This window comes from Kitasatospora sp. NPDC097691, from assembly GCF_040302665.1.
Classification (GTDB): domain Bacteria; phylum Actinomycetota; class Actinomycetes; order Streptomycetales; family Streptomycetaceae; genus Kitasatospora.
In genome coordinates, this window is sequence record NZ_JBEORY010000002.1 from 158620 (window position 1) to 174711 (window position 16092).

Genomic DNA, 16092 nt, shown 5'->3' on the forward strand with positions numbered 1-16092 from the left:
CGGTCGGTGGTGGGGGAGCGAATCTACCGGCCGGGCGGGCGGCCGCCCGGCCGGGGGCTTCCGGCGGGTGTGCGCGGGGCCGGAGCCTCAGTCCTGGAAGGTCCGTTCGTCCAGCAGGTCGAGGTTGCGGAAGGTCGGCGGGCCGTCGCACAGCGCCGCGACCCGGGCGGCGAACTCGGCGGTCTCCGGGCGGGCGGAGTTCTCCATCGCCACCTCGTGGGAGGGGAACTCCACGATGTTCAGGTACACGTCGTTTCCGTCGCGGTCTCGGGTCTGCAGGGACCGGGTCGCCAGACGGTGGCCCGCGTTCTTCTCGACCCAGCTGTCGAGCAGGGCGTTGAACTCGTCGATGCGACTCGTCCGGTACTCGATGATCTGGATGAACCTCACGGGTCGGCCTCCTCGGCTCGGCGCAGGGCAGTAAGTTGCCCCCTCCAGGGTCGCCCCGGAGGTCGAGCCCGGCCACCGCGAACGGCGTCGGACGGTCGCGGCGTCGGCGCCCGGGCACCGGGCGGCTCCCGGACCTCGCGGGGCGGGCCTGATCGGGCGGCCCGGTCCGGCCCGGTCCGGCGCGGTCCGGTGCGGGATGCGCGTTGCGCCGTCGGAGTGCAGGGTGGACGGGTAGGTCCGGCCACCGGTGGACGTCCGGGGGAGCCGAGAACGATCGAAGGAGACCCCCATGCCGACCAGGAAGCTCCTCGGCCGGGCTCTGGCCCTGACCGCCCTCGCCGCCCTGCCGGCCGCCGCGTTCACGCTGCCGACGCCGGCGGTCGCCGCGGTGGCCCCCGCCGTCTCCGGCCCGCAGGCGGTGGCGGTTGCCGTACCGACGTCCTTCGTCGACCTGCCCAGCCGCCCGCTGCCGACCGACCACGCGCCCCACCGGATCACCGTCACGTACCGCAACCCGACGGCGGCGGACCAGACCGTCGCCCCGCAGATCCTCGTCGAATCACCCGACGACGGGCCCTTCCTCAGCCCGGCGAACGTCAAGCTGGAGGTGCTGAGCGGCGGCCACTGGAGGACCGTGCCGCTGGGCAGCCAGACCGGCACGCTGTTCACCAGCCTGACCTCGGCGAAGCTGGTCCTGCACGGCCACCACACCCTGACGCAGCACTACCGGCTCACCGTGCTGAAGGCCTCGCCGGGCACGATCCAGCCCCGGGTGGCGCTGTACGGCTGACGCCCTCGGGACCGGGCGCGGGCGGGTTCACCAGTCGCGGCGGTCGGCCGGGGTGCCGAGGCCGGCGCGCAGGTGGCGGACGAGGGCGCGGCGCAGCTCCCGGTCGTGCTCGGTCTCGACGGAGAGGTCGAGCTGGACGATGTCCACGCCCGCCGAGCGGAGCAAACCGATGCGGGCCGCGACGGTGGCCGGGGAGCCGGCGTAGGCGGCGGTGAGGGAGCGGCGGATGTAGGCGGCCACCTGCTCGTCGCCGTGGTCGGGGTCGGAGCGGCCGCGCTCGCGGTCGCGGTCGAGCTGCACGGCCTCGCGCCAGCGGCCGCCGGCGCCGCCGGAGGTGAGGCGCAGGGCGTCCCGGCGCAGTCGGCGGACACGGTCGCGGGCCTCCTCGTCGGTGTCGGCGAGGACGACGGTGACGTGCCGCCAGATCCGCAGTGAGCGGCCGTGGACGGCGGCCGCGGCGCGGGCCTCGGCGATCCGCCGCCGGGTGTCGGGCAGGGGCAGCGGGCCGACGGCGTACACCTGCGCGTAGCGGGCGGCGAGGTCGAGGCCCTGCGGCGAGGAGCCGCCGAAGGAGAGCAACTCGCCGCCCGGTCCGGGGTGCAGGCCGGGGCGCGCGGCGGCCACGGTGTAGAACTCGCCCTTGTGGTCGATGTCCCGGTCGGCGGCCAGGTAGCGGGTGAACAGGTCGAGGTACTCCTCGGCCCGGCGGTAGCGCTCGGCCTTGTCGAGGAGGTCGCCGTCGCGGGCCGTGTCGCGGTCGCTGGAGCCGATGACGACGTGCGCGGCCGCCCGTCCGCCGGAGAGGCGGTCCAGGGTCGCCAGCGAGCGGGCGGCCACGGTGGGGGCGGTGGTGCCGACCCGGTGGGCGACGGCGATGCGCAGCCGGCTGGTGGCGGCCAGTGCCCAGGACGCCACCAGCCAGGGGTCGGGCCACGAACTGGACTGCACCACCAGGGCGCTGTCCAGTCCGTCCTCCTCGTTCTCGCGCGCGGTGCGGGCGACGTACACGGGGTCTGCGGTGCGGTCGCGGCCGTCGGGAGCCCAGCGCAGGGCCTGGCGCTCCTGCGGGGTGCTGCCGGGGACGGGGGCGGCGCGGACCCCGCCGCGGATCTCCAGGGGCATGGGCGCTCCTCGGTGGGAACTCGGACGGGAACGGACGGGAACGGACGGGAACTCGGACGGGAAGGGAAGGGACGTGAAGGGGGCGGGGCGGGTCAGCGGGCGGCCGGGCCGAGCCGGGCCAGGGTGTCGAGCAGCCTCGCCCGGCTGACGAACACCTCGGGCGGCAGCGAGACGTACAGCTGGATGGTGGTGACGCCCGGGCGGTGGTAGGCGAGGATGCGCTCGCGGCACTCCTCCGGGGAGCCGCTGACGAAGAGCCCGTCGACGACTTCGTCCGGCAGCGCCTTCTGGGCGCCCTCCGGGTCCCCCGAGGCCCACAGGCGGTGCGTCTCGGCGAGCAACTCGCCGTGGCCCAGCCACTCGTGGAACTTCCGGTACGGCTCGCGGTTGAGGATCCAGGCCAGGAACGGCCGGGTGGCGCGGTGGGCGTAGTCGGTGTCCTCGGTGGGGCAGACGAAGACCTTCACCACCAGTTCCTTGCCGGGCGGCTGCGGGCCGACGGTGTCCAGGATCTTCGGCACGTCGTGCGGGAACAGCAGGTTGGTGATGGCGCCGTCCCCCTCGGTGAAGCCGAGCTTGAGCATGGTGGGCCGCAGCGCGCCCAGGATCACCTTGACCGGCTCGGCGGGCGGGTGCGGCAGCCGGTAGCCGGTGATGTCGAAGGTGTCGAACCCGCCGGTGACGTACTCGCCGCGCAGGGCCCGGGTGACGAAGCGCAGCACGTCCCGGGTGCGCTTGAACGGCTCGTCGAAGGGGATGCCGTTGATGTCGGTGACGTGCGCGGGGACGGAGGCGCCGATGCCCAACAGGAGGCGTCCGGGCGCGAGTTGGGCGAGTGTCGCGGCGGTCTGGGCGAGCACCGCCGGGCCGCGGGTGTGCACCGGGACGATGCCGGTGGCGATCCGCAGCGAGGGGGACCACGCCGCGGTGGCGGCCAGCGGGGTGAAGGCGTCGGTGCCGCCGCCCTCGGCGCTCCACACGTCGGTGTAGCCCAGGTCGGGCAGCCGTTCCACCAGGAAGCGGTGCCGGTCGATCGTCAGACCCGGCAGGGGCAGGGTGATGCCCCACTTGGGCGGCTCGGTCTCGGTGTGGTGGTGCGGGGGGTGCGGGGTGGTCATCGGGCGGGTGTCCGTTCTGTAGGGCCGGGGGGTTGGTCAGCCGACCCAGACCGTGGTCAGGTCGAGGAACCAGGACTGTGGCTGGACGAGCCCGTGCACCTTCGGTGAAAGGGCCCGCGGATTACGGTCGTTGACCACGAACAGCCAGGGTGCGTCCTGGGTGACGAGCGCGAGGGCCTTGCGGTAGCCGGCCTGTCGGGCGGCCTGGTCGGCATCGGCGGCCGAGGCGGCGAGCAGGTGGTCGACCTGCGGGTTCGTGTAGTGGCCGGTCCAGAACGGGCTCGTGGAGCCGATGAACAGCGGCAGCAGCGCCTCGGACTGGAACAGCGTGGTGGACTGCGCGACGGCGTCGGAGCCGAGCGCCACCCGGCCCTTGGCCTCGGCGCCGACCAGGGTGGTCCAGTCGGTGGTGCGCAGTTCGACCTTGATGCCGACGGCGGCGAGGTCCCGCTGGACGGCCTCGGCGATCGGCACCGGCAGCAGGTTGCCGCTGCCGCCGGTGGGCACGGTGACGGAGGTGGTGAAGCCGTTCGGGACGCCGGCCTCGGCCAGCAACTGCCGGGCCTTGGCCGGGTCGTGGGAGTAGGCGTCCCCGGCGGGGTCGTAGGCCGCGGTGGCGCGCGGCGCGGCCTGGTAGGCGGGGTCGGCGGTGCCGTGCAGCAGTTTCTGGGCGATGGCCTCGCGGTCGATGGCGTAGTTGGCGGCCCGGCGCACCCGCGGGTCGTCCCAGGGGGCCTTGGAGGTGTCCAGGATCCAGTACCAGAGGTGGTCGTAGCTGTTGGTGGCGATGGTGACGCCGTCGGACTCGAGGCTGTCGATGTCGTCCGGATTCGGGTACTCGATCCAGTTCGCGCCGCCGGAGCGCAGGGCCGCGGTGCGGGCGGCGGCGTCCGGCAGCGCCTTGACCACGAGCCGGTCGAGCTTCGGGGCCCCGCGCCAGTAGTCCTTGTTGGCGGCGAGCTCGATCTGCTGGCCCTCGGTCTGCGAGACGAAGGAGAACGGGCCGGTGCCGACCGGGTGCCGGGCGAAGTCCGCCGAGCCGGACTTGCGGACGGCGGTGGGGCTGGCGATCAGGACGTGTGCGAGGTCCTCCGGGAAGTGGCCGTTGGGCTCCTTGGTGACCAGTTCGACGTGGTCGGCGTCGGTCTTGCGGTAGGAGACGATGTCGCCCGCGTACTCCGCGGCGGCGGCGCCGAGGGCGTCGGTGTACTCGGGGCTGCCCTTGTCGAGGTAGCGAGCCAGGTTGAAGACCACGGCGTCGGCGTCGAAGGGGGTGCCGTCCTGGAACTTCACGCCCTTGCGGAGGGTGAAGGTCCAGGTCGTGCGGTCGGCCGCGACCTGCCAGTCGGTGGCGAGGGCGCCGGTGACCGCCGGCGGCTTGTCGGTGTCCTTCAGCAGCTCGTAGCGGGTGAGGCCCTCGTACAGCTGGAAGGAGACCAGCCGCTTGCCCTCGAAGCCCGCGCCGCCGATCACGGTGTCGGTGTTGGGCAGCTTGCCGGTGGCGCCGATGACCAGGGTCCCGCCGCGGCCGGCGCCGCCGCCCGCCCCGGTGGAGCCGTCGCCGGAGCCGCCGGGCCCGGCGCAGCCGGCCGCCGCGGCGAGCAGGGCGACGGCGGCCGGCAGGGCGACGGCTCTGGAGCAGGTACGGGCGGTGCGCGTCATGGTGATTCCTCGTCAGATACGGTCGGTGGAGCGGTGGTTCGTCGTGTCGGGCGGTCGTAGCGCGGGCGGGGCGGTGCCGGTGGCGGCGTCCAGCAGGGCCCGGGTGTACGGGTGTGCGGGGGAGTCCCAGAGGCGGTCGGCGGGGCCCTCCTCGACCACCAGGCCGTGCCGCAGCACCAGCACCCGGTGGGCGAGGCGGCGTACGACGGCGAGGTCGTGGGAGATGAACAGGTAGGCCAGGCCGGTGCGTTCGCGCAGCTCGGTGAGCAGGTCGAGCAGGCGGGCCTGCGCGCTGCGGTCCAGGGCGGAGGTCGGCTCGTCGCAGACCAGCAGGTCGGGCCCGGTCGCCAGGGCCCGGGCGACGGCCACCCGTTGCAGCTGCCCGCCGGACAGCTCGCGCGGGAAGCGGGCGGCGAGCGCGGGCTCCAGACCGACCTGCGCGAACAGCCGGGCGACGGCCGCGGCGCGCTCGGCCCGCGGGGTGCCGTGCAGCCGCAGCGCGAAGGCGACCGCCTCCCCGGCCCGCAGGCTCGGGTTGAGCGAGCCGCGCGGGTGCTGCGGGACGAACTGCAGCCGGCCCCGCAGCGCGCGGTCGGCCCGGCCGCGCAGCCGGTACGGGTCGCGGCCTGCGAAGCGGACGGTGCCGGAGTCGGGGGCGAGCAGGCCGAGGGCGAGGCGGGCCAGGGTCGACTTCCCGGAGCCGGACTCGCCGACCAGGCCGACGGTCTCGGCGGGGGCGACGGTGAGGCTGACGCCCTGCAGGGCGGCCCGGCCGCCGTAGCGCTTTCCGACGTCGTCCAGGGCGAGCAGGGGAGGTGTGGTGTCCCGGTTCATCGGCGGGCTCCCGGTTCGGCGGCCACCAGGGCGGCGGTGAAGGCGTGGTCGGGCCGGTGGAGCACCCGCTCGGCCGGGCCGAGCTCGACGACCCGGCCGGCCCGCATGACCGCGACCGTGCCGCCGATCCGGCGGGCCACCGCGAGGTCGTGGGTGACCAGCAGCAGCGCGATGCCGCAGTCGGCGCGCAGCGTCCCGAAGAGGTCCAGGATCCGGCCGCGGACCAGGGCGTCCAGCGCGGTGGTCGGCTCGTCCGCGACCAGCAGCTCCGGGCCGCAGCAGATCGCGAGGGCGATCGCGGCGCGCTGGCGCAGGCCGCCGGACAGCTCGTGCGGGTACGCCCGGGCGACCCGCTCCGGATCCGGGACGCCGGCGGTGGCGAGCAGCCCGGGGACCGCGGCGCGGGCGGCCCGCCGACCGTCGGCGATCCCGTGCCGGCGCAGCACCTCGGCGAGCTGCGGGCCGATCCGGCGCAGCGGGTCGAGCGAGGCGCCCGGGTCCTGCGGCACGTAGCCGATCCGCCGGCCGCGGACGTCGCACAGGGCGCGCTCGTCGAGCGCCCGCAGGTCCGTCCCGGCGAGGCGGACGGCCCCGGTGACGGCGGCGCCGCGCCCGGGCAGCCCGAGCACCGTGCGGGCGACGGTGGTCTTGCCGCTGCCGGACTCGCCGAGCAGCACCAGGGCGCCGCCGGCCGGCAGGGCGAGGGAGACCCCGTCGACGGCCCGGACACCTCCCGGGTACACGACCGACAGACCGTCGATCTCCAGCAGGGCACTCATCGGACCACCTGCTCGGCCGTGCGGGCCGGCCCGGGCCGGGTGGCCCGCGGCAGGTGGGCGGCCCCGTCGCCGATGCGGGTGCGCAGCGCCTCGCCGAGGGTGTTGAACACCACCGAGACGGCGAGGATGACGAGGGCCGGCAGCACCGCCACCCAGGGGTGGGTGAGCAGCGAGGGCCGCAGCTCGTCCAGCATCGCGCCCCACTCGGCCGTCGGCGGGGCGACCCCGAGCCCGAGGAAGGACAGCCCGGCGGCGTACACGACGGCCAGCCCCACCAGCGAGGAGGCGTACACCAGCACCACCGGTGCCACCACGGGGGCGACCTGGCGCAGCACCAGCGCGCCCCGGCCGGCGCCGCTGACCCGGGCGGCCTCCAGGTACTCGGAGGCGTGGATCCGCCGGGTCTCGGTGAACGCGACCCGGGCCACGGCGGGGGTGAGCACCACGGACAGCGCGAGCACGGTCGCGCCCAGGCCGGGGGTGAGCAGCGAGGCGACGGCGATCGCCAGCAGCACCCCGGGGAAGGCGTAGAGCACGTCCAGCGTGCGCAGCAGGGCCTGCTCGGTGAAGCGGCCCCCGAGCCCGGCCGTGATGCCGAGCAGCGTGCCGGCGACGGTGGCGACGGTGACCGGCACGAGCCCGCCGGTGAGCGAGGCGCGCCCGGCCCAGATCAGCCGGCTCAGCAGGTCGCGGCCCTGCCCGTCGGTGCCGAGCGGGTGCCCGGGGCTGCCGGGGTCGAGCAGCCGGTCCGCGAGCCGTCCGGCGGCCGGGTCGTACGGGGCGACCAGCGGCGCGGCGAGGGCGAGCAGGACGAGCAGCACGGCGAGGGCGCCGGGTACGGCCGGGCCGAGGTTGCGTCTGAGCCACGGAACCGACACGTCAGATCCTCACCCGCGGGTCGATCGCCGCGTGCGCCGCGTCCACCAGGACGTTGACGCCGACGAACGCGACCGCCACCACCAGCACCCCGCCCTGCACCAGGGGCAGGTCGCGGGCGGTGAGCGCGTCGTACAGCAGCCGGCCGATGCCGGGCCAGGCGAACAGGGTCTCCACGAAGACCACCCCCTCCAGCAGGTAGGCGAGTTGCAGGCCGCCGATGGTCAGCAGCGCGGGCGAGGCGTTGTGCACGCAGTGCCGCAGCACGGCGGCCGGGCGCAGGCCGCGGGCACGAAGCGAGTCGGCCAGCTCACCGGCCAGGACGGTGCCCAGCGACGCCCGGAACACCCGCGCGGTCAGCCCGAGCGGCACGAGCGCGGCGGCGACCGCCGGCAGGACCAGGTGCCGGGCCAGGTCGGCCGGGCCGCCGGAGCCGAACACGTCGTGGGTGCCGCCGGCCGGCAGCCAGCGCAGTCCGACCGCGAAGACCGCGATCAGCAGCAGCGCCACCGAGTACTGCGGGGCGGACACCGCGAGGGTGGACAGCGCGCCGGAGATCCGGCCGGCGGGGCCGCGCGGGCGCAGCGCACCGAGGGCGCCGAGCGCCACCCCGCCGACCAGCACCAGCAGGAACGCGGCCGCGGTCAGGGTGAGCGTCTGGCCGAGGGCGGGGAGCAGCAGGTCGGCGACCGGGCGCTGGCCCGAGACGGAGGTGCCGAGGTCGCCGGTGAGCGCGTGGCCGAGCCAGTCGGCGTAGCGGACGGGCAACGGCTGGTCCAGGCCCAGCCGTTCGGCGAGCGCCCGGCGGGCCTCGGGCGGCGCGCCCGGGCCGAGGAAGGCGGCGACCGGATCGCCGGGGACGAGCGCGACGGTCGCGAAGACGACGACGGTGACGCCGAGCAGCGTGGGGACGGCCGGCAGGAGCCGGCGCAGCAGGAACCCGGTCACCCGTCGGCCCTCCGGGACGGGGCGCCGGGCGGGCCTGCGGCGGGCCGGTGGGGCGGGGCGGGCATGGCGGTGCTGCTCCTTGGAGTCATGGGTGATTGGCCGTCAGTTCGGCTGCAGGGCACGGGTGTTCGGCCAGATGGGGCGGGGGTCGTCGCCGGCCGTCGGGGCGCCGTCGCGACGGCCGAGGCCGCTTGGAGGAGCGTTGCGGACGGACGGCCCGGACAGCCAGTCAGTTCCTGATGCTGTTACCCGTGGTCACAGGATCCGTGGTGGCGGGAGCGTCACTGCCCGGGCTGCCGGAGCCCGGTCCCGTCCTTGACCTGCACAAGGAACCGGACCTAGGGTTCCCGGCATGGCTATCCGGCGGACCGACTTCACCCTGGTGGGGATCGGCGGCTCGTGGCACCGCAGGTCCTTCGACGAGCTCTGTCGACCGCGCGCCGCGCGCTGACCGCCCCGGTCCACACCCGCCGCGGTCGGCGCCCCCTCCTCTCCCGGATCCGCGCCCGACGCCCGTCGCGTCCCCGACGGATCCCTGTCGCAGCACACCGCGTCCATGGGGGCCGACCGGCCACCAGCTAGGGGGACCGCATCGCCATGCCACACCACAGACGTCCAGCCTCCGTCCCCGGAGGTGCCCGATGGCGGCAGTGAGCACCTTCACCGCACCGACGGGCCTGACCGGACCGACCGCCCCGGCCGGCCCGAGCCTCCCGACCGGCCCGCGCGGCCGGCGGCTTCCCGCCCGCCGCGGCGCCTGCGGCGGCGGCACCGGTGCGGGGGACGCCCCCGCCACCGGGCAGGCCCGGCCGCACGCCGAGACCGACAACCCGCTCGACCTGATCGCCGGTCACCAGCTGCTGGCCGAACCGGCGCCGCCCGCCGGGAGCCGGGCGGCCGCCGGCTGCGGCTGCGGCCACCCGATGTGCGTGGACGAGGCCCGCGACCGCACCGCGCTCGCCCGGGTGCTCCTGGTCGAGCGGCACTCCGTGGCCAGCGCCGGGCTGCGCAGCGTGCTGGCGGCCGCGCCCGGCCTGACGGTGGTCGGCTCCACCGGCGACCCGCTGCGCGCGGTGGCGGCCGTGCGCCGCATCGCCCCCGACGTCGTGCTGCTCGGCCGCGGCGCGAGCCTGGAGGAGGACCTGGCGGCCGTGGTGGCACTGCGCGGACCGGACGGGGCGCCCGACGCGCGGGTCCTGCTGCTGCGCCGGGCCGAGTCGACCGCCGAGGCGAGCCGGATGCTGCTGGCCGGAGCCAGCGGGTGCTTCCCGCTCGACCTGGCCGGGGAGCGGATCATCGGTGCGGTCCAACTCGCCGCGGCCGGCGGGTCGGTGTTCCTGCCGGCGCCGCCCCCTGCCCGGATCCACGCGGCGGCCCCCGCGCGGCACCTCGGCGAGCTGCCGCCGCAGCGGGCCGGACTGACCGAGCGCGAGCGGGAGGTGCTGGTCAAGCTGGGGCACGGGCTGAGCAACGCCGAGATCGGGCGTGAACTCGCCCTGGCCGAGGCCACCGTGAAGAAGCACCTCACCCAGGCCATGCGCAAGATCGGGCAGCCCGACCGGCTGCGCGCCGCGCTCTACGCCCACCGTCACGGGCTCGCCGGGTAGTCCGGCCGCCCACACACGGAGACACACAGGTACCGCCCGAGGGCGGGTCCCGCCGGTACGCGGGGCCCGCCCTTCGTCGTGCCCGGGGCCCGTCGTGCCCGGGGCCCGCCCTTCGTCGTGCCCGGGGCCCGTCGTGCCCGGGGCCCGTCGTGTCCGGGGGAGAGCTGGTGCAGGGCTCGGCCGGGCGACCTTCGGAGCATCCGTACGGCGACGATCGGCGCCCTGACCGGCGCCGTTCGGGGCTACCGGGGCGCCCGGGCCGCTTCGTAGCGTGGCGGGAACGACGACCACACGACGGTCCGAAGGATCGTTCAGCCGAAGGGAGATGGCCCGATGGGGGGTGTGTCCGACGGGACCGGAGCCGCGACCGGCTCCGCTGCCCGGGCGGGCGGCGAGGCCGGCCCGCGCACGGCGGTCCTGGCAGCCGCGAGCCAACGACACCCCGGTGCGGAGGCGCCGAGGTCCCCGTACCGGGGGATGCCGGACGCCGAGCGGTCCGCGCTCTGGCGGCAGCGGCTGCACGAGGCCGAGGCCGGTCTGACGCGGTACCTGGTGTCACGCGGGGACGAACTGCACCTCACCGACTGGTTCGTCCTGCAGTCCGAGCTCTTCGCCGACCTGCCCGCGCCGGACGCGCCGGCCGTCGAGTGGCAGCGGGTGTTCTTCCGTGACCAGGCGCTGATGGAACGCTTCCTCGTCCTGCGCTACGGCGAGCAGGTGCTCGGCGACTGGGCCAGGTCCAACGCCGAGGTGCACCGCGAGGTCGAGCCCGACCACGGCCGGGGCGCCGCCGACCCGATCCACCGGATCGCCCGGCAGGCCGAACTGTACGGCTCGCACTACGAGTTCGACGACGACGCGCAGCCCGGCCCCGAGCACGCGGCGCTCACCATCACGCACTGCGCGATCTGGGACTACCGCGAGAAGGCCCGGCGCTCGGGCGTCCGGCTGACCCTCGCCTCGCCCTGCACCTACTGCACCGAGGCGCTGTCCGCCAACATCCGTGCCAAGGGCTACCGGCCGGCGCACCGGCTGACCCACGGCCCGACCGGCCACGGCTGCCGCTGGGAGTCCGCGACCGCGACCGCGACCGCGGCCGAGACCGAGACCGCGACCGGGTCCGCGACCGCGACCGGGTCCGCGACGGCGACCGCGACCGCGGCCGGGTCCGCCTCGTCCGCCGGAACGACCGAGGCCGCCGCCACCGACGAACCCGGGGAGTCCTGAGATGTGCGGAATCACCGGCTGGATCGACTGGGACACCGACCTGCTCCACCAGGCCCGGACCGTCCGGGAGATGACCGCCACCCTGGCCTGCCGGGGCCCGGACGCGGACGGCGTCCGGCTCTTCCGGCACGCCGCCCTCGGCCACCGCCGGCTGTCCGTGATCGACCCGGACGGCGGCGCCCAGCCCCTCGCCGACCGCCCCGGACCGGACCCGGCAGCCGTCCTCACCTACAACGGCGAGCTCTACAACCACCGCGAGCTGCGCACCGAACTGGAGGCCCTCGGCCACGTCTTCCGGACCCGCTCCGACACCGAGGTGGTCCTGCGCGCCCACCTCCAGTGGGGCAGGTCCGCGCCGACCAGGTTCAACGGCATCTACGCCTACGCCCTGTGGGACACCCGCCGCGAGGAGCTGCTGCTCGTCCGCGACCACCTCGGCATCAAGCCGCTGTACTGGCACGCCCACCGCAGCGGCGTGCTGTTCGGCTCCGAGCCGAAGGCGGTGCTCGCCAACCCGCTGTTCCGCGCCGAACTGGACGCCGAGGGCATCGCCGAGCTGTTCGCGCTGCCCGCCGCGCCGAGCGCCGGCCACGGGATCTTCCGCGGCCTGCACGAGGTCCGGCCCGGCCACCTGGTGGTCGTCACCCGCGCCGCCACCCGCGAAGTCCGGTACTGGCGGCCGGAGTCCGCCGAGCACCGGGACGACGCCGCGACCACCCGGCGGACCGTCCGGGAACTGCTCGCCGACGCCGTCGAACGGCAGCTGATCAGCGACGTGCCGCTGTGCACCCTGCTCTCCGGCGGCGTCGACTCCAGCGCCGTCACCGCGCTGGCCGCCGCCGCCCGCGAACGCGCCGGCCAGGGCAAGATCACCAGCTTCTCCGTCGACTTCCCCGGCAGCGCCGACCGCACCCCCGACGCCTGGCGGACCACCCGCGACGCCCCCTACGTGGAGGCCGCCGCCGAGCACATCGGCACCCTGCACACCACCGTCCTGGTGCCCGACGACGACCTGCTGGACGCCCGCGACGCCGTCCTGCGGGCCCGCGACCGCCCGGGGTGGGGCGAGATGGACGCCTCCCTGCACCTGCTCTTCCGCGAGGTGCGGCGGCGCTCCACCGTCGCGCTCTCCGGCGAGGCCGCGGACGAGATCTTCGGCGGCTACCCCTACTTCCACGACGCCGACGCGATCGGCGCGGCGACCTTCCCGTGGCTGCACGGCAAGGCCACCCCGGCGGACCTGCTGCGCGCGGACGTCCGGGCCGAGGTGCGCCCCCAGGAGTACACCGCCGCCGCGTACCACCGCTCGCTCGGCGAAGTGCCGCGCCTGCCCGGCGAACCGGCCCGCGACGCGCGGATCCGCGAGGTCTTCCACCTCGCGCTCACCCGCTGGCTTCCCCCGCTGCTGGACCGGGTGGACCGGGTCTCGATGTCGGTCGGCCTGGAGGTCCGGGTGCCGTTCTGCGACCACCGGCTGGTGGAGTACCTGTGGAACGTCCCGTGGGCGCTCAAGGCGCCGGACGGCCGGGCCAAGGGCCTGCTGCGCGACGCCGTCCGGGACCTCCTCCCGCCGCAGGTCGCCGACCGGCCCAAGAGCGGCTACCCCTCCACCCCCGCCGTCCGCTACACCGAGGTGCTCACGGCCCGGGCGCAGGAGCTGCTGGCCGACCCGAACGCGCCGGTCTTCGAGCTGGTGGACCGCGACCTGGTCCGCCGACTGCTCGCCGAGGGCCGGCCGCTGCCCAGCCCGCGCACCGCGCCCAACCCGGTCGGCGGCCTCGACCACCTGGTCCAGGTCGACGAATGGCTGCGCGCCTACCGGGTGGGGCTGCGATGAGCGGAGCCCTGACCCGGTCCACGGGGAACGCCACCGAGCAGGACTTCCGGGCCGCCTCCCGCGGCTGGACCACCGGGGTCGCCGTCGTCACCACCGCCGCCGACGAGGAGGTTTTCGCCAAGACGGTCTCCTCGTTCGGCACCCTCTCCCTCGACCCGCTGCTGGTCACCGTCGCGGTCGGCCGGCACAGCCCGCTGGTGACCGCCGTCCGGGCCTCCGGACGCTTCGGCCTCTCCGTCCTGACGGCCCACCAGACGGACGTCGCCCGGCGGTTCGCCACCCCCGGGGCCGGGCGCGCGCTCGGCGCCTTCACCGCCGTACCGATGCGGACGGCCGCCACCGGCGCGCCGCTCGTCGAGTCCGCCCTGGCCTGGTTCGACTGCCGGCTGCACACGGCCCTCCCCGGCGGCGACCACACCATCCTGATCGGCCGGGTCGCCGCCGCGGACCGCGCCGACGGCGAACCCCTCCTCTACCACGACGGCCAGTACCGCCTCCTGGCCCCGCACCCCCTCACCACCACCGGAGTCCGCGCATGACACTGCTGGAAACCACCACCGGTCGCGGCGCGCCCGCCACCGCCCGGGGCCTGCTCACCGGCGACCGCTACCGGGCCGAACTCGACGACGGACGCGAGCTCTACCTCGACGGCCGCCGGATCGCCGACCCCGCCGACCACCCGGCCTTCCGACCGGCCGTGGACGAGCTCGCCCGCCTGCTCGACCTCCAGCACGACCCCGACCACCGCGAGCTGCTCACCTGGCAGGACCCGGACAGCGGCCTGCGCCTCGCCCGCGCCTACCAGCCCCCGCGTACCCTCGACGACCTCCGACTCCAGCGCCGCAGCGCCGAGTTCTGGCACGCCGAAGCACTCGGGCAGCAGGGCCGCTCGCCCGCCTTCATGGCCTCCATCGCCGTCGGCGTCTACGACTTCCGGCACCGGCTCGCCGAGGCCGACCCGCGCTTCGGCGCCAACGCCGAAGCCTGGTACCGGTACTGCGCCACCAACGACCTCGTGCTCTCACACGCCCTCGGCGACCCCCAGATCGACCGCTCCGCCGACCCGCTCGACGACCCGGACCTCGCCCTGCGCGTCATCGAGGAGAACGACCGGGGCATCGTGGTGCGCGGCGCCAAGCAGCTCACCACCCTCGCCCCGCTCGCCCACGAGGTGCTGGTCTACCTCTCCGCCTCCTTCACCGAAGGCCGCGGCGAGCAGTTCGTCACCTGGTTCGCCCTGCCGCTCAACACCCCCGGGCTGATCACCCTCGCCCGCGAACCGCTCGGCAGCGCCCCCTGGGGCCACGACCACCCCCTCGGCGCGCGGTACGACGAGCAGGACGCGATGCTCTTCTTCGACGACGTCCTGGTGCCCTGGGACCGCGTCTTCCTGCTGCGCGACGCGGGCCTCGCCCGGCTCGGCCTCGGCCGGATCAACGCCTGGAGCGCCTACATCGGCCACGTCCGCTACCGCGAGCGGCTGCGCACCCTGCTCGCCACCGCCACCCTCGTCGCCGAGGCGATCGGCGTGGACGGCTTCCGCACCATCCAGGAGGACCTCGGCCGCCTCGCCGGCTACGCCGAACTCACCGAGTACTTCCTGGACGCCGCCGAAGCCCGCGGCGGCCCCACCGACGGCGGCCTGTTCGCCCCCGGCGACACCGCCGCCTCCCGGGTCTGGTCGGCCGAGGTGGCCGGCAGCGCCGTCGAGATCGTCCGCCGGATCGGCGCCTCGGGCCTGCTCATCCAGCCCACCGCCGCCGACCTCGCCCACCCCCGGCTGCGCCCGCACCTGGACCGCTACATGCGCGGGCGCGGCATCGACGCCGAACGCAAGTCCCGCCTGTTCCGGATCGCCTGGGAGCTCACCGGCGACGGCTTCGGCCAGCGCCAGGACCTCTACGAGCACGTGCACCGCGGCGACCTCGCGCGCAACCGGATCAACATCTTCAAGCGGTACGACCAGAGCGAGGCCCGCGGGCGCCTGCTGGACCTGGTCGACCGGCCCACCGGCACCGAGGAGAACGAGAAGTGAGCACGTCCGCCGTCGAGATCCAGGCCCGCACCCTCGCCGGGTACGCCGACGCCAGCCGACTGCGCCAGGTCCAGGACCGCGACTGGGTGCTCGGCGAGGTCACCGGCGCCCCCGAGACCCTGATCGACCTCGGCAGCGGGATCGGCCAGCTGCTGCAGGCCGCGCTGGAACGCTTCCCCACCCTGCGCCGCGCCGTCGGCCTGGAACGCTCCGAGCACCGCATCGCCGAGGCCGCCGCCCGGCTCCGGCCGTACGGCGAGCGGGCCGCCCTGCACCGGGCCGACCTCACCGCCCCCGAGCCGCTGCCCTTCCGCGCCGACGTGATCACCCAGACCTCGGTGCTGCACTGGCTGTACCCCGACGAGGAACGGATCTTCGCCTGGGCCGCCGCCCACCTCGCCCCCGGCGGCCGGTTCCTGCTCACCACCTACCACCCCGCCCGGGACGAGCACGGCCTCGGCGGCGAGGACGACCTCGTCCGCGACGCCCTCGTCGCCCTCGGCACCCCGGACGACGAGGTGCCCGGCGCCTTCGCACGCGGCGGGGTGCTGCCGATCGCGACCCGTACCAGGACCGTCGAGGACCTCACGGCGGTGATCGCCCCGCACCTCGCGGTCGCCGGCCACCGGGAGCGCGACGCCGTCGTCACCGTCGACAGCGCCGCGCAGTACGAGCACTTCCACGCCGCCACCTTCGGCGACTACTACAGCCGCCTGGTGCCGGAGGAGCAGCGGGCCGCGTTCTTCCGCGCCGTCGGCGAGAGCGCCTGGAGGCGGCAGCGGGAGCTGGGACACGTCAGCCACATGGCCGTCCGACTCTGGACCCTGACCCCCCGTTAGCCCGGATCGTTAACAGCATGTGTAGCCC

15 protein-coding genes are annotated in these 16092 nt (G+C 75.6%); 7 read left to right on the forward strand and 8 right to left on the reverse strand.

Features of this window, described 5'->3' with window-relative positions; all coding sequences use genetic code 11:
* Positions 1-87 precede the first annotated feature (87 nt).
* Entirely contained in the window at positions 88-390 is a 303-nt protein-coding gene (locus ABTY56_RS02105) for a hypothetical protein (protein ID WP_350625538.1), read from the reverse strand.
* Between the two features lie 289 nt (positions 391-679).
* On the opposite strand from ABTY56_RS02105, the gene ABTY56_RS02110 reads away from it, so the two are divergent.
* Entirely contained in the window at positions 680-1180 is a 501-nt protein-coding gene (locus tag ABTY56_RS02110; RefSeq protein WP_350625540.1) for a signal peptide protein, read from the forward strand.
* A gap of 27 nt (positions 1181-1207) precedes the next feature.
* On the opposite strand, the gene ABTY56_RS02115 is transcribed toward ABTY56_RS02110, so the two are convergent.
* From ABTY56_RS02115 to ABTY56_RS02145, 7 genes are all read right to left on the reverse strand, one after another.
* Positions 1208-2302 carry an LLM class flavin-dependent oxidoreductase gene (locus ABTY56_RS02115; protein ID WP_350625542.1) on the reverse strand — a complete coding sequence of 365 codons (1095 nt, stop codon included), beginning with the start codon at positions 2300-2302 and terminating at the stop codon, positions 1208-1210.
* A gap of 92 nt (positions 2303-2394) precedes the next feature.
* Positions 2395-3420, reverse strand: a complete 1026-nt coding sequence (locus ABTY56_RS02120; RefSeq protein ID WP_350625544.1) for an LLM class F420-dependent oxidoreductase — start codon at positions 3418-3420, stop codon at positions 2395-2397.
* A 36-nt stretch (positions 3421-3456) separates the two neighbouring features.
* Positions 3457-5082 carry an ABC transporter substrate-binding protein gene (locus ABTY56_RS02125; protein ID WP_350625546.1) on the reverse strand — a complete coding sequence of 542 codons (1626 nt, stop codon included), beginning with the start codon at positions 5080-5082 and terminating at the stop codon, positions 3457-3459.
* A 12-nt stretch (positions 5083-5094) separates the two neighbouring features.
* Positions 5095-5916 carry an ABC transporter ATP-binding protein gene (locus ABTY56_RS02130; protein ID WP_350625547.1) on the reverse strand — a complete coding sequence of 274 codons (822 nt, stop codon included), beginning with the start codon at positions 5914-5916 and terminating at the stop codon, positions 5095-5097.
* Positions 5913-6695: an ABC transporter ATP-binding protein gene (locus ABTY56_RS02135; protein ID WP_350625549.1), complete on the reverse strand. Its 783-nt coding sequence runs from the start codon at positions 6693-6695 to the stop codon at positions 5913-5915. The genes ABTY56_RS02130 and ABTY56_RS02135 overlap by 4 nt, the downstream gene beginning before the upstream one ends.
* The gene (locus ABTY56_RS02140) at positions 6692-7573 is read right to left on the reverse strand and encodes an ABC transporter permease (protein WP_350625551.1); all 882 of its coding nucleotides are present in this window, start codon (positions 7571-7573) and stop codon (positions 6692-6694) included. Before ABTY56_RS02140 ends, ABTY56_RS02135 begins: the two co-directional genes overlap by 4 nt.
* Position 7574: 1 nt before the next feature.
* The gene (locus ABTY56_RS02145) at positions 7575-8519 is read right to left on the reverse strand and encodes an ABC transporter permease (RefSeq protein ID WP_350625553.1); all 945 of its coding nucleotides are present in this window, start codon (positions 8517-8519) and stop codon (positions 7575-7577) included.
* A gap of 641 nt (positions 8520-9160) precedes the next feature.
* Here ABTY56_RS02145 and ABTY56_RS02150 point away from each other — a divergent pair.
* The 6 genes from ABTY56_RS02150 to ABTY56_RS02175 all read left to right on the forward strand — a co-directional run bounded on the left by ABTY56_RS02150 (position 9161) and on the right by ABTY56_RS02175 (position 16064).
* Positions 9161-10126: a LuxR C-terminal-related transcriptional regulator gene (locus ABTY56_RS02150; RefSeq protein WP_350625555.1), complete on the forward strand. Its 966-nt coding sequence runs from the start codon at positions 9161-9163 to the stop codon at positions 10124-10126.
* A gap of 333 nt (positions 10127-10459) precedes the next feature.
* Positions 10460-11353, forward strand: coding sequence for a hypothetical protein (locus ABTY56_RS02155; protein WP_350625557.1), 894 nt, complete (start codon positions 10460-10462; stop codon positions 11351-11353).
* Position 11354: 1 nt separating this feature from the next.
* Positions 11355-13190 (forward strand): asparagine synthase (glutamine-hydrolyzing), encoded by a 1836-nt coding sequence (asnB, locus tag ABTY56_RS02160; protein ID WP_350625559.1) that lies wholly within the window; start codon positions 11355-11357, stop codon positions 13188-13190.
* Positions 13187-13729: a flavin reductase family protein gene (locus ABTY56_RS02165; RefSeq protein ID WP_350625561.1), complete on the forward strand. Its 543-nt coding sequence runs from the start codon at positions 13187-13189 to the stop codon at positions 13727-13729. The genes asnB and ABTY56_RS02165 overlap by 4 nt, the downstream gene beginning before the upstream one ends.
* On the forward strand, positions 13726-15225 hold the full coding sequence (locus tag ABTY56_RS02170) for a 4-hydroxyphenylacetate 3-hydroxylase family protein (protein ID WP_350625563.1): 1500 nt from the start codon (positions 13726-13728) through the stop codon (positions 15223-15225). The genes ABTY56_RS02165 and ABTY56_RS02170 overlap by 4 nt, the downstream gene beginning before the upstream one ends.
* Positions 15222-16064: a class I SAM-dependent methyltransferase gene (locus tag ABTY56_RS02175; protein ID WP_350625565.1), complete on the forward strand. Its 843-nt coding sequence runs from the start codon at positions 15222-15224 to the stop codon at positions 16062-16064. The genes ABTY56_RS02170 and ABTY56_RS02175 overlap by 4 nt, the downstream gene beginning before the upstream one ends.
* The last annotated feature ends 28 nt before the right edge of the window (positions 16065-16092 follow it).

What these genes read in the sequence shown, in the direction of transcription:
- ABTY56_RS02110 (WP_350625540.1), top strand. Translation starts at nt 680, where the DNA reads ATGCCGACCAGGAAGCTCCTCGGCCGGGCTCTGGCCCTGACCGCCCTC.
- ABTY56_RS02115 (WP_350625542.1), bottom strand. Translation starts at nt 2,302, where the DNA reads ATGCCCCTGGAGATCCGCGGCGGGGTCCGCGCCGCCCCCGTCCCCGGC.
- ABTY56_RS02120 (WP_350625544.1), bottom strand. Translation starts at nt 3,420, where the DNA reads ATGACCACCCCGCACCCCCCGCACCACCACACCGAGACCGAGCCGCCC.
- ABTY56_RS02125 (WP_350625546.1), bottom strand. Translation starts at nt 5,082, where the DNA reads ATGACGCGCACCGCCCGTACCTGCTCCAGAGCCGTCGCCCTGCCGGCC.
- ABTY56_RS02130 (WP_350625547.1), bottom strand. Translation starts at nt 5,916, where the DNA reads ATGAACCGGGACACCACACCTCCCCTGCTCGCCCTGGACGACGTCGGA.
- ABTY56_RS02135 (WP_350625549.1), bottom strand. Translation starts at nt 6,695, where the DNA reads ATGAGTGCCCTGCTGGAGATCGACGGTCTGTCGGTCGTGTACCCGGGA.
- ABTY56_RS02150 (WP_350625555.1), top strand. Translation starts at nt 9,161, where the DNA reads ATGGCGGCAGTGAGCACCTTCACCGCACCGACGGGCCTGACCGGACCG.
- ABTY56_RS02155 (WP_350625557.1), top strand. Translation starts at nt 10,460, where the DNA reads ATGGGGGGTGTGTCCGACGGGACCGGAGCCGCGACCGGCTCCGCTGCC.
- asnB (WP_350625559.1), top strand. Translation starts at nt 11,355, where the DNA reads ATGTGCGGAATCACCGGCTGGATCGACTGGGACACCGACCTGCTCCAC.
- ABTY56_RS02165 (WP_350625561.1), top strand. Translation starts at nt 13,187, where the DNA reads ATGAGCGGAGCCCTGACCCGGTCCACGGGGAACGCCACCGAGCAGGAC.
- ABTY56_RS02170 (WP_350625563.1), top strand. Translation starts at nt 13,726, where the DNA reads ATGACACTGCTGGAAACCACCACCGGTCGCGGCGCGCCCGCCACCGCC.